This is a genomic window from Lacibacter sp. H407, from assembly GCF_037892605.1.
In the GTDB taxonomy this organism is placed as follows: domain Bacteria; phylum Bacteroidota; class Bacteroidia; order Chitinophagales; family Chitinophagaceae; genus Lacibacter.
Genome location: NZ_JBBKTU010000001.1, coordinates 811,763 through 824,951, shown reverse-complemented (window position 1 = coordinate 824,951; position 13,189 = coordinate 811,763). Strand labels below are relative to the sequence as shown.

Genomic DNA, 13,189 nt, shown 5'->3' with positions numbered 1-13,189 from the left:
TTGTGCGTTGTAAGACGGGAAGAAAAAGTTCAAAAAGATCGAGTTCAAATAAATCATTTATTGTAACGTTCATGGATAAACATCAATCGACTGATCAAACTTATAGTATGATGCGATTTCTGGGCCTGATGGCTGTGAGTATGGCGCTGTTTTTATCGGCCTGTGTATCGCCTGAAAAATTGCGGAAAGAAACTGTGTATTTTAATGAAGGTTTGGATACGTCCAAACTTGGTCAGTACCAGCTGGTGGAGCCAATTATTCAAAAGGGTGATTTGCTGCAGGTAAATATTTCATCAAGAAGCTCCGCAACCAATCAATTGTTCAGCCAGAATTATTCACAGGGAACCGTGGGTGCCGGTGCGGAAGGTGCGGCAGGTGCCGGAGCAAGTTCCGGATCAGGCGGAGGAACTGGCGGGGCCTCTAACAACTATTTGGTTGATATTATTACCGGTGAAATCAAATTGCCCTTGCTTGGAGTTATAAAGGCCGACGGGATGACAAAATCTGCATTGGAAAAGGAAATTGTAAAACGTGCAAGTGAATATCTCAAAGAAGATCCGATTGTAAATATCCGTTACCAAAATTTCCGGGTAACGTTTCACGGGCTGGTTGGGTCGCCAGGTTCTATTATCTTCCCCTCTGAACGTGTTACTTTTCTGGAAGCGCTTGGGATGGCTGGCGGTATTGAGGAGGGAGGGAACTTAAAAAACATCCTGATCATTCGAGAGCAAAATGGAATTCGGACTATGCATACGGTTGACCTCACGAAGGGAGATTTTTTCAATTCCCCTAATTATTACCTGAAGCAAAATGATATGGTATATGTGGCACCGACTGACAGGCGGTTAGTATCTACTGATCAGACTTTTCAAAGAAGGTTTCAATTTGTCAGTTTAGGGTTCTCACTTATCAATTTCATTATTATTCTTACTAATTTATTCCGCTAATTTTTATATAGAATGGCCAACGAATTTGAACATTTGCCTCAGGCAGAAGCCGAAAGCAGATTAATGACCTTTAAGGAGATTCTGTTTAAGTATATCTCCAACCTGCCGTTGTTTTTCTTTTCTCTTGGTATTGCCCTGATCGTTTCATGGGCTTACCTCCGTTGGGCAACCCCTGTTTATACGGTTAGCAGCAGCATGATCGTGAAAGTGGAGAATGCCACCAATATCAAAGGGAACGACAAGTTCAGCAGTATTTTTAACCCGACCGATAAGATCAATACAGAAGATGAAATTGACTTGATGCGTTCGAAAGAGTTTTTAAAACGTGTAGTAGACAGCCTTCACTTGAACAGTACCTATATTGAACATGGAAAGGTGCGTAGCAGTGAAATTTATAACCGTGCTCCTTTCGTTGTCGAGCCAGTTAGTATTGTGGATAGTACGAGAGTATATTCTTTCAATTTAGAACTTTTAACCGCAAACAGTTTTCTCATTAATAAGGAGACCAAACCACGGCAATTTTTCAGCAATTTTGAAATCGGGAATGCCATTTTTCGTATTGTTCCCAGTGGCAGTATGGAGGAGGTCAGTGGAAGAAAATTCACTTATAGCTGGAGTCCTTCCAAATCTGTGGCTGGTTCGATTTCAGGTCGTTTGAATATTTCACCTAAGAGCCGAAGCTCAAGTGTGTTGAATTTAAGTCTGAATACCCTGAATGTGGAAAAAGGGCTTGATATCCTCAATCAGGTGATGAAAGAATATGGATCGTACAATGTTCAAGATAAAAGCCGGATATCTGAAAACTCTTTAAGATTTATTTCTGACCGACTTTCAAGCCTGGAAAATGATCTTGGTATTGTGGAAGCTAACCTTCAGGATTTCAAAAAGCGGAATCAATTTCTAGATCTGGAAAACCAGTCGCAAATGTACTTAGATAATCTAAGTCAAACGGAAGTGGAATTACGCACACAGGAAATGCAGATAATGGTGCTAGATCTGTTAGATAATTACATTAAAGACAAGCAAAACGTATATAATCTTACACCTACTACTTTGGGTATTCAAGACCCAACATTGGGTGCCCTAATTTCGGAGTATAACCAACTTCTTCTCCGTCGTGAGAATGAATTACGGGTAAGCCGTGAAGGCAGCCCAGTGATCAGAGAAATTGAGCAAAGCATCGAAAAGACCCGCACATCTATGATCGAAAATCTGAAGAATATCCGTGAGGCCTACATGCTTTCCAAAACAGAACTATTGAAGCGAAACAATTTGATGCGTACTGAAATGTTTGCCTTACCTGCAAAGGAAAGCCAGATTCGGGAGATCAAACGTCAGCAACTAATTAAGAATGAATTATATACGTTCCTGTTACAAAAAAGGGAAGAAACGGGTATCCAACTTGCCTCTACTTTATCGAATTCGAAGATTTTTTCTGAGGCGGAAGGTGGCGGGATGCCTATTTTCCCTAAACGCAGAAATGCTTATATGCTTGCTATTTTCTTCGGAATTTTGGTGCCTGTTATTATTGTGTTGATCCGTGATCTGATGAATGACCGGGTAACCACAAAGGCTGATATTGTAAAGTTTACCAAAATGCCGGTGATAGGGGAGCTAGGTCATAACGACAAAGCCCAAACGCTGGTTGTTGTGAAAAACAGCCGAACCATTTTAGCAGAGCAGTTCAGGATCATCCGTTCTAACCTGCAGCCGGTATTAAAGAAAGACCGTACACCAGTGATACTGGTTACCTCCTCTTTCAGCGGTGAGGGTAAGTCGTTTGCTGCCACCAATCTGGCTGCATCTATTGCATTGACCGGTAAGCGCACTGTGATTCTTGAATTTGATCTACGAAAACCGAAAGTGGTGAGTGGTTTGGGTTTGCAACGTGCTTTTGGTATTACCCATTATGTGATCGGTAAGATCGGGCTCGATGAATTGCCGATGAAAGTGCCTGATATTGATAACCTGTACGTCATCGCCTGCGGACCTACTCCGCCGAATCCATCGGAAATGTTGCTGGAACCAAAGATCAAGGAATTGTTTGAGTTTTGCCGTGATCATTTTGATGCAGTGGTGATTGATACGGCACCAGTTGGGCTTGTGAGTGATGCGATGACACTTGCCCAGTTTGCCGATGCCACGCTTTTTGTGATACGCCAGCGCTATACTTTCAAAAAGCAACTACAAATGCTGGAAGATCTTTATCAGCAAAAGAAATTCCCTGCAACCAGTATGTTGGTGAATGATATTAAAGTGGAAGGCTATAACAGTTATTATGGTTATGGTGGATATGGTTATGGCTACGGATATGGATATGGATATGGTTATGGGTATTACGATAATGACCCCTCGAGGAATAAGTGGTATAATAAGGTGTTGCAGTTTATTGGGATTAAGTAGATCGATTGCGGCGCTACACTTGCAATGTGAATAGAATCCAGATGATACTGATTGGAAAGATAGTCGTTGATTTAAATACTGTGCAGACCCAGCATTTTTGCCAGGATCTCCAACAACTTGGTTTTCAGATAAGGCCATAATCGAACATTGAACTAGTGAATGAAAATGCTTGTGATACAATCTCTTATGTGGCCCCTCCGACTTTTTTGAACAGTTACAATGTTGTGGTTCATAGATGAACTGATTATTAACAGCAGGAACTTGTTAACGGGAAGTTGCCCAGGCGGTCCCGCCCGAGTGAAAAATATATAGTTTGAAAAAAGATGAAAGGGTGGTAAGAACGGGATTTCGGGAAAGGTTTTGTAGACCACCGACAAACGCAGAAGAACGCAGATAAGCAGGTTTGAGTTTAGTAGACTAAAGAATAAAGAATTGATTTCTCATTATAGGTCCAAAGCTACGCTGGCTAGTATGTCCCGACACTCCAAACGAGAGCTTTGCTTCGAAATGGGAGTACTAATTATTTTTCAAAACATGTGCAAGTCCATACTCTATGTGTCGAATAGCGGGAATATTTGATCCTTTGGCAGGTAACCTGCCCCAGCGTATTTTGCAGATGCGTGATACGATGCACCGGGGCGGACCGGATGATGCGGGGCTGTTTATTCACCCATTGTTGCCATTGGCGTTTGGTCACCGAAGGTTGTCGTTGATCGATCTGAGTGAAGCAGGACATCAGCCGATGATTGATGAAGAGCTAACAATTATTTTCAACGGCGAAATATATAATTATCTGGAACTGCGTGCCACGTTGCAACAGTACGGACATCAGTTCCGTACGGAAAGTGATACTGAGGTAATCTTAAAAGCCTATCGTCAATGGGGTTTGGATGCCTTCGAGTTTTTTAATGGGATGTTTGCCCTTGCTATTTGGGATGAGAAGAGACGACAATTGATATTAGCAAGAGACCATGCTGGCATTAAGCCATTGTATTACTTTATTGACCGGGAGTGCCTGTATTTTGCATCGGAGATACGTGCTTTTTCTGCATCAGGAAAGCATTTTGAAGAGAATCCCCAATGGCGTTCTGCTTTTTTAACCTTTGGTCATTTACCTGAACCTGTCACTACTTTAAAAAATGTGATCCCTCTGGAAAAGGGAACGGCGGTGGTTATTGATCTGCCTTCGCTGAAACGGAAAGTACATCGTTTTTTCCGTTGGACGTTTACCCAGCAGTTGAAGAATGAAGACGAAGCATTGGCGCTGATGCGTGAAACGCTGGAACAAGCTGTGGGCCGTCATCTGATCGCTGATGCTCCGATCGGATTGTTCCTTAGTGGCGGTATTGATTCGAGCCTGCTGACGTTGATCGCCAGCCATACCCGAACAGATGATTTGCATACATTATCAATAATCTTTAATGAGAAAGCTTATTCTGAAGAAAAGTATCAACAGCTGATCATTGATAAAACAGGCGCCAGGCATCAGAGCTTTTTGGTTACGAAAGATATTTTCAACCAGCAGTTGGATGATGCCATGGAGGCGATGGACCAACCAACATTGGATGGCATTAATACGTATTTTATTTCGATGTATGCGAAGGCATATGGCTTGAAAGCTGTGTTATCTGGCCTTGGTGCCGATGAATTGTTTGGCGGCTACCCCTCATTTCAACAGCAGAAGATCATGAAGTATGTGCAAAAAATGCCAGCAGGTTTTTTGCGTAGCCTGCAAAACTTTCCTGATCACCGGATGCGTAAACTCAGTTATGCCGGTATGCCCAATGTGGCGTCTGAATACCTGAGCTACCGAGGCATTTTTACACCTGTTTCAGTTGCATCCTTACTCGGCACAACACAAGCGGAAATTGAAAAAGATCTTCTTTCGATCAGTGATCATTACCCGGTGGGTGAATTGAGCAACGGGAACCGGGTCAGCTGGTTAGAGACGAATTTTTATATGCAGAACCAGTTGCTCAAGGATTCTGACTTCATGAGTATGTGGCATGGTATTGAAATACGTGTTCCGTTTTTAGATAAGGAAGTGATGCTGATGGCGGGGGCGATTGATGCGGCAATAAAGTTTAAAACCGTTCCACCTAAATATGTATTGGTGAAATCCTTTGCAGATGAATTACCGGAGGCAATCTGGAAGCGGAAAAAACAAGGGTTTACGTTTCCATTTGAAGGATGGTTAAAATCGAATGAATATATCAAGCCTTCCAATAGGGCGGAAGAAGGTTTATACAAAGACTTTCAAAAAAAGAAATTATCGTGGGGGAGGTATTGGTGTGCGTTATTGATGAATCGGTTTCAGGAGAAGATGTGATCCGCCACCCCGAACTTCGTTCCTTCCTTAAGGGTCCCCCTTAAAGGGGAGGAGTGACATCGTTCAAGCGAAGAGATGAATATTTTTAAGGATGAATTTGACAAAGTATAAATACATGTTTACATGTTGGTGAAACGTTTCTGGGATACGGTTTAATATGAAGGAGAAACGGATCTTATTTCTTGTTTTGACTGCTTTTTCTCATATGGGTGGGATTGAAAAGTTCAACCGTGCTTTGATCAAAGCACTGATGGATCTGTCACCTACCCTTTCTCTCCGCAACAGTTTTGCAGGGATGTATGATGACCGGTTCGATGCGCAGTACACGCAAGGTGCACGGTACCATGTTTTCAACGGACAAAAAATAAGTTTTGTTTTTTCTGCAGTGATGCAGGCATTCAAGCAGGATGTTATCGTTCTGGGTCATTTGAATCTTGCTTTGATCGGGGTATTGATCAAACTGTTGGCACCAAATAAAAAAATCATTGTGATTTGTCATGGCATTGAAGTGTTTGAACCGGTGAGCGGATTAAAGAAAAAAGTATTGGAGCACGCAGATCAGATTCTGGCTGTGAGCACATTCACCAAACAACAGTTGATCGAACAACAACAATTAGATGCAGAGAAGATCACCGTATTCCCAAATACGATCGATCCTTATTTTCAACTGCCATCTCAATTTATTAAGCCTAATTACCTGCAACAACGGTATGGGCTAAGCGCAGATGAGAAAATCATTTTTACATTAACCCGGCTCAACAGCAGCGAAGGGTATAAGGGGTATGATACATTAATCAGTGTATTACCTCAACTGATTCAAAAAAACATTCGGTTCAAATATATTCTTGCAGGGAAGGCTGATGCAGCCGAATTGCAACGTATGCAAACATTGATTACATCACTTGGATTAGCGGACAAGGTGATCATGCCGGGGTTTATTGCTGATGTAGAAGTGACCGATCATTATTTATTGGCTGATGTATTTGTGATGCCCAGTAAAGGCGAAGGGTTTGGAATTGTGTATTTAGAAGCCATGGGGTGTGGATTGTCTGTGATTGCAGGGAATAAGGATGGGAGTACGGAGGCGTTGCAGTTTGGGAAATTGGGGACGTTGATTGATCCGGATAGTTCCGATGAATTGACTGCGGCGTTAGTGAACGTTTTAACAACAGAACATCATTCAAGAGAAGTACAGCAAAACATGCTAACGTATTTTTCATTTGAGAAATTTAAAGAACGCTTGAAGCGTATTTTGGAATCATGATGTGCCCTGCACATTCATCTTTCTTTTGTCTTGACACAAAAGAAACAAAAAGTCAAGCCGAAACATATTACCACTCCCATGTTTCGGCGGAAGCCTTGATTTAGCAGTTGTAATACTGTAGTGAATAGCAGCAGTGCTTTCACGATCATCTCATGTTCATTATGTTGATTTTTTTGAGCCAGAATTGTTATTCATGAGCAGAGAAAAAAGAATGAAGCACACTCGTTTTTTATTGGTCGGATGTGGAACCATCGGACAGCGTCATGCAGCATTGGCCGCAGAAAAGGGCGTGCTCGTTGCAGTGTGTGATATTAATGAAACAAAGGCGAAGGCATTTTCAGCGAAATATAATTGTTATGGCTACACATCGATAAAAGAAATGTTGAAAAACGAAGAAGCGGAAGCATTACTTGTTTGCACACCCAATGGTTTGCATGCAACACATAGCATCAGCGGATTGAAAGCGGGGGTGCATGTGTTGTGTGAAAAGCCAATGGCGATTTCATCGGTTGATTGTAAGCGGATGATCAATGCTGCTGCTAAAGCAAAAAAACATTTGCTGATCGTAAAGCAGAATCGCTTGAACCCACCTGTAGCTGCTGTTAAGAACCTGCTTGCTAAAAATAAACTCGGAAAAATTTACAGTATACAAGTGAATTGTTTCTGGAAACGTGGTGCGAAGTACTACCAACAATCAGATTGGCGGGGAACAAAAGCCTTGGATGGTGGCGTATTGTTTACACAGTTCAGTCATTTTATTGATCTGTTGTATTGGTTTTTTGGTGAGGTAAAAACTGTAAAAGGGTTCACCGCTAACGTGGCGCATCAACTATTGATCGAGGTAGAAGATACCGGTGTGTTTTCGTTTGTTACCAACACCGGAGTGCCGGGTACACTCCATTACAGCACAAATACAAAGAATAAAAATTACGAAGGTTCAATCACAATCCTTGCAGAGAAAGCAACAATCAAGATCGGTGGGTCATATTTGAATACGATCGAGTATCAGGAACCGGTTTTGATTGATGTGGCGAAACTTACTGCTGGTAATGATGCCAATCAATACAAAGGGTACCAGGGATCGATGAATAATCATGCGAGGGTGTATGATGCGTTTATACGGGTGATCGCAGGAAAGCAGAGGAATTATGTGTCGGGGGAAGAGGGGATTCATAGTGTGAAAATGATTGAGCAGTTCTATAAAGCCGGCGGAAAGCTGCGAGCTGCCAGCTTCTAGCTCTGCGAGCCAATACAAAAGCTAGCATACGAAAAGACTTGCCAGATTACTTCGTTCAAATTATATTGCCACTAAGACACAAATCCTCAAAGGAAAGAAAGGTTAAGCTGGTCGGTGCGGCCCTTAGACCGTCAAACTATTTCAATAAATAAAATTCAAATGATCATGGTCTGACGGTATATAACCGTACCAATCCAATAAATGGCAACCTATAAATTAAAAAAAGTAAGTCTCCGGAAAGTAAAAACGGGTAAGGGAGTTGTGATCATGCAACCATCGAATTTGTATGAATGTACATTGGGTGATGATTGTTTTGTGGGTCCGTTTACTGAAATACAAAAAGGGGTAGTGGTCGGCAACAACTGCCGCATCCAAAGCCATAGTTTTATTTGTGAACTGGTAACCATCGGCGATGATTGTTTTATTGGGCATGGCGTTATGTTCATCAACGATACATTCAGCGATGGAAAACCTGCCGGTGGTGATCACAGCAAATGGAAGAAAACAATCATCGGCAATAATGTATCTATCGGTAGTAATGCAACGATTTTGCCGGTGAGTATATGTCATGGAGTTGTGATTGGTGCAGGTGCTGTAGTAACAAAAGATATTAAAAAAAAAGGTGTGTATGTGGGCAATCCGGCGAAGAGAATGAAGGGGAAGGCCGGTAGCCGGTAGGTGAATAACCGATAGTGGAGGAAGAAGGTTGAAAAGTTGATAAAGTGAAATGATGACAAGAGTTAATAAGGTGAAAGAAAAAAACATGAATCAGCAAACTATACAAGAAGAAAATTGGGATCTGGAAATTAAACCCAAGGCTTCTTTATTTGATCTCAACTTAAAAGAAGTGTGGAGGTACCGTGATCTGATGATGTTATTTGTGCGGCGTGATTTTGTGGCGCAGTATAAGCAAACCATTCTTGGTCCGTTGTGGCATATCATCCAGCCTGTACTTACCACCATTATGTTTCTGCTGGTGTTTGGTAAAATTGCCAATATCCCTACTGATGGTATCGAGCCTATTTTGTTCTACATGAGCGGCATTACCATATGGAATTATTTCTCTACTTGCTTAACGGCTACTTCCAATACGTTTGTAGCGAATGCTCATATTTTTGGAAAGGTTTATTTTCCACGGTTGGTATTACCGTTATCAATTGTACTTTCCAATATTGTGAAATTGGGTATTCAGTTTGGCATTTTGTTTTTGGGAATGGTTTGGTTTGCGGTATTTCGTGGGATACCTATCAATTTTGGTGTGAACTGGTTATTAATACCGGTACTTGTGATCATTATGGCAGGTATTGGTTTAGGACTGGGAATCATTATTTCTTCTCTTACTACCAAGTATCGTGACTTTACGGTGTTGATCGGTTTTGCGGTACAGTTACTGATGTATGCAACACCGGTAGCTTATCCGTTATCGTTCTTAAAAGATAAGTCGTTTGCTCCTCTAATTGAATGGAACCCTTTAAGCCCTATTGTAGAAGGGTTCAGATATGCATTGTTTCAAAGAGGAAGTTTTGATATCTTTTCACTGGGTTATAGTGTGGTATTTATGTTTGTGGTGCTGGTAATAGGTGCTGTTTATTTTAGTAAGGTGGAACGGACGTTTATGGACACAGTGTAGAAGGAAGTGGAAAGTTCAAAGTAGTAAGTAGTTGCTATGAATAACATTATTGTAAATTTCTGTCCAACGGGGATGGTACCAACAACAAGGCATACTCCCTATGTGCCGGTACAGGTGTGGCAAATTGTGGAAGAGGTGCACGCAGCCTATGAACTTGGTATTACCATTACCCATTTGCATGCACGAAATACAGATGAAACACCTACCCATAAAAAAGAAGTGTATAGAGATATTGTGGAAGGTATCCGCAAGTATTGCCCGGAGTTGGTTATTTGTCTTAGTACTTCCGGACGTATTGCAGGTGATTTTGAACAACGATCAGAAGTAATCGAACTGCAGCCGGATATGTGCTCATTAACATTGAGCTCACTCAACTTCATGAACCAGGTATCGGTAAATTCACCTGACATGATCATTGCTTTAGCAGAAAAAATGAAAGATTACGGAGTAAAGCTGGAACTGGAATGTTTTCATATGGGTATGATCAACTATGGCAAATATCTCATACGTAAAGAAGTTCTTGAGCCGCCATTTTACTGGAATGTATTATTCGGAAATATTGCCGGTATGCAGGCTGAGCTTACACAAATCGGAAATGCGATACGGGAGATAAAAGAGGATCCTTCTTTTCATCATTTTGTAGCCCTTGCCGGTCTTGGCCAGGATCAACTGAAAATAAATACAATTGCCATTGCAGCAGGGTATGGTGTGCGGGTTGGATTGGAAGACAACATCTGGTTCAATAAAGGTCGAACACAACTAGCCAAAAATATTGATTTATTGACACGGGTTCACGAACTGATGGCGATGCACGAGTATACAGTGATGCCATCGAAAGAATTTGGCAAAAAAGGCTTTTATAATGAACATTCTGTTAGGGTATAGCGAAAGTGTATTGTCGAGGGTGATTGATGTGCTACAAGCGACTGATGAAGTAATTGCTCTTCAGATCATTCAAAATATTCCTGTTGAAACAGTGATGGATTATTGCCCTACTACCATCAGTAGTGAAATAATACTGCATTCGCATTGGCAACCATCAGAACAGGATCAATACCTGTTTTCGGTAGCAACGCCATCCATCAAGAAACTTTTATTTGATTTTTTTGTCAACGAAAAGAAGATTAATCCGGAACAGTTTCGTAAACTGGTTCACCCGAGTGCAATTATTTCAAGTAGTGTTAGTGCCGGAAAGGGACTTTTTGTAGAGCCCGGTTCCATCATCACTTCATATACGTCATTGGGTTTTGGTGTAACGGTGAATCGCAACGTAAGTATTGGGCACCATTGTACGATCGGAGATTTTGTAACCATTAATCCTGGTGTAAATATGGCCGGGCACTGTACAATTGGTAATGGGGTTCAAATAGGTATCGGAGCAACTGTATTCGATCATATCAGCATTGGTGAAGGAAGTGTGATAGGCGGCGGCAGCGTGGTTACGAAAAATATCCCTGCCGGTGTGAAAGCGTGGGGCAACCCCTGTAAAGTGGTAGCATCAATTAACTGAGCAAGAAACAAATCCTCAATTGTTTTTTCAAACCAAGTGACATAACCATGATCAATGTAACCAAACCTTTTCTTCCACCCAAGGAAGAATACGATAAATACCTGCAAGGCATCTGGCAACGCAATTGGATCACGAATCATGGTCCATTGGCTAATGAACTGGAATTGCGGTTGAAAGAATTTCTGGGAGCACCTCATTTATTGTTTCTCAACAATGGAACTGTTGCATTGCAAATTGCCATTAAAGCGCTGGAGTTAAAAGGCGAAGTATTGACCACGCCCTTTTCATACGTTGCTACAACATCTTCCATTGTGTGGGAAGGTTGTAAGCCGGTTTTTGTTGATATCGACCCCGATAGTTTTAATATTGATCCTACAAAGATTGAAGCAGCTATTACAGCCAACACGTCGGCTATTTTAGCCACCCATGTATTTGGGAATTCCTGTGATATTGCGGCCATCAGCGCTATTGCAAAAAAGCACAAGCTGTTTGTTATTTATGATGCAGCGCATTGTTTCGGTACAACCTATAAAGGTCAATCTGTTTTTAACTTCGGCGACATCAGTACTACAAGCTTTCATGCCACTAAATTATTTCATACAGGAGAGGGGGGTGCCGTATTTACACAAGAACCTTCATTACTAAAAAAGCTTGCTTATCTCCGCAACTTTGGACATGAAACGCCCGTTGAATTTGCCATGATGGGTATCAATGGAAAAAACAGTGAGTTGCATGCTGCTATGGGGTTGAGTGTGTTGCCGCATATGCCGGCCATCCTCCGCAAGCGAAAAGAACTGAGTGTACATTATGATGCAGTGTTAAAAAATCTGCGTATCAAAAAACAAAAGATCCAGCGAGAAGCCGGCTATAATTACAGTTACTATCCTGTTGTATTTGAAACAGAGGAACTGTTGCAAAAGAGCATCGAAGAATTAAATAAATACCAGATTTTTCCAAGACGTTATTTTTATCCATCATTGGACACGCTGAATTATGTGGGTGAACAGTTGTGCCCGGTTTCAAGAAATATTGCAGCTAGGATTCTATGCCTGCCATTGTATTATGATCTTTCAATCGAAGAAATCGATATGATCGCCCGTGTATTATTGAGGGTTCAAAATAATTGAAAAGGTTAACCTGAAAGATTTTGAAAGTTCAATTACTAAATATTCTATAATTTAAAAATAGCGCATGCATAACAATTTATTGGAATTCGTAAGTAACACCAATGAGAAAAGAATCTGTATTGTAGGAGCAGGCGGCTTTGGAAGAGAAGTATTTTGCATCATAACAGATGTGTTTAGGGCATATAGCAAAGACATCTCAGATCGAGTTTGTTTTATGGTTGGGGACAAACACTACGAGGACAAAGAAATTATGGGAATACCGGTAATTAGGCAATCGGAATTTCAACCATCTAATTTTTTTACTTCGATTGCTATTGGTGATCCTGAACAAAGGAAAAGCATGGTCGATAGTTTGCCCTTTGAAACGGAATATATAAGCATTATTCATCCTTCTGCTATCGTTTCATCCTGGGTGGAAATTGGACTAGGAAGCATTATTACTGCTGGTGTAATAATGACATGTAATATTAAAATTGGCAAACACGCACAACTCAATCTTAATACAACCATCGGACACGATTGCAATATGGGAGATTTCTTTACCACAGCCCCGGGTGTAAATGTAAGTGGACACTGTGAATTTGGCAATCAGGTCTATTTTGGAACAAACTCGAGTGTACGTCAAGGCATAACAATTACAGATAATGTTACGATTGGGATGGGAGGAGTTGTGGTAAAAAATATCACGGAGAGCGGTGTTTACATAGGAAATCCTTTGAAAAAACTTGAAAAGAAGTAGGGT

Annotated in this window: 11 protein-coding genes; all 11 read left to right on the top strand. The window is 41.3% G+C overall.

What is annotated here, in order from left to right; all coding sequences use genetic code 11:
• Window positions 1-71 precede the first annotated feature (71 nt).
• The 11 genes from WG989_RS03535 to WG989_RS03485 all read left to right on the top strand — a co-directional run bounded on the left by WG989_RS03535 (window position 72) and on the right by WG989_RS03485 (window position 13,186).
• Window positions 72-947, top strand: a complete 876-nt coding sequence (locus WG989_RS03535) for a polysaccharide biosynthesis/export family protein (RefSeq protein ID WP_340427406.1) — start codon at window positions 72-74, stop codon at window positions 945-947.
• Window positions 948-959: 12 nt separating this feature from the next.
• Window positions 960-3,350 (top strand): GumC family protein, encoded by a 2,391-nt coding sequence (locus WG989_RS03530; protein WP_340427404.1) that lies wholly within the window; start codon window positions 960-962, stop codon window positions 3,348-3,350.
• Between the two features lie 553 nt (window positions 3,351-3,903).
• Window positions 3,904-5,679: an asparagine synthase (glutamine-hydrolyzing) gene (asnB, locus tag WG989_RS03525; RefSeq protein WP_340427402.1), complete on the top strand. Its 1,776-nt coding sequence runs from the start codon at window positions 3,904-3,906 to the stop codon at window positions 5,677-5,679.
• Between the two features lie 157 nt (window positions 5,680-5,836).
• Window positions 5,837-6,943 (top strand): glycosyltransferase family 4 protein, encoded by a 1,107-nt coding sequence (locus tag WG989_RS03520; protein WP_340427400.1) that lies wholly within the window; start codon window positions 5,837-5,839, stop codon window positions 6,941-6,943.
• Window positions 6,944-7,136: 193 nt separating this feature from the next.
• The gene (locus tag WG989_RS03515) at window positions 7,137-8,180 is read left to right on the top strand and encodes a Gfo/Idh/MocA family protein (RefSeq protein WP_340427398.1); all 1,044 of its coding nucleotides are present in this window, start codon (window positions 7,137-7,139) and stop codon (window positions 8,178-8,180) included.
• Between the two features lie 201 nt (window positions 8,181-8,381).
• Entirely contained in the window at window positions 8,382-8,858 is a 477-nt protein-coding gene (locus tag WG989_RS03510) for an acyltransferase (protein WP_340427396.1), read from the top strand.
• An 85-nt stretch (window positions 8,859-8,943) separates the two neighbouring features.
• Entirely contained in the window at window positions 8,944-9,810 is an 867-nt protein-coding gene (locus tag WG989_RS03505) for an ABC transporter permease (protein WP_340427394.1), read from the top strand.
• A gap of 36 nt (window positions 9,811-9,846) precedes the next feature.
• Window positions 9,847-10,695 (top strand): beta-keto acid cleavage family enzyme, encoded by an 849-nt coding sequence (locus tag WG989_RS03500; RefSeq protein WP_340427392.1) that lies wholly within the window; start codon window positions 9,847-9,849, stop codon window positions 10,693-10,695.
• The gene (locus WG989_RS03495) at window positions 10,673-11,320 is read left to right on the top strand and encodes an LbetaH domain-containing protein (protein WP_340427390.1); all 648 of its coding nucleotides are present in this window, start codon (window positions 10,673-10,675) and stop codon (window positions 11,318-11,320) included. Before WG989_RS03500 ends, WG989_RS03495 begins: the two co-directional genes overlap by 23 nt.
• 47 nt (window positions 11,321-11,367) lie before the next feature.
• The gene (locus tag WG989_RS03490) at window positions 11,368-12,447 is read left to right on the top strand and encodes a DegT/DnrJ/EryC1/StrS family aminotransferase (RefSeq protein WP_340427388.1); all 1,080 of its coding nucleotides are present in this window, start codon (window positions 11,368-11,370) and stop codon (window positions 12,445-12,447) included.
• Window positions 12,448-12,511: 64 nt separating this feature from the next.
• Complete coding sequence (locus WG989_RS03485; protein WP_340427386.1) at window positions 12,512-13,186, top strand: NeuD/PglB/VioB family sugar acetyltransferase; 675 nt, start codon at window positions 12,512-12,514, stop codon at window positions 13,184-13,186.
• Window positions 13,187-13,189: the final 3 nt, after the last annotated feature.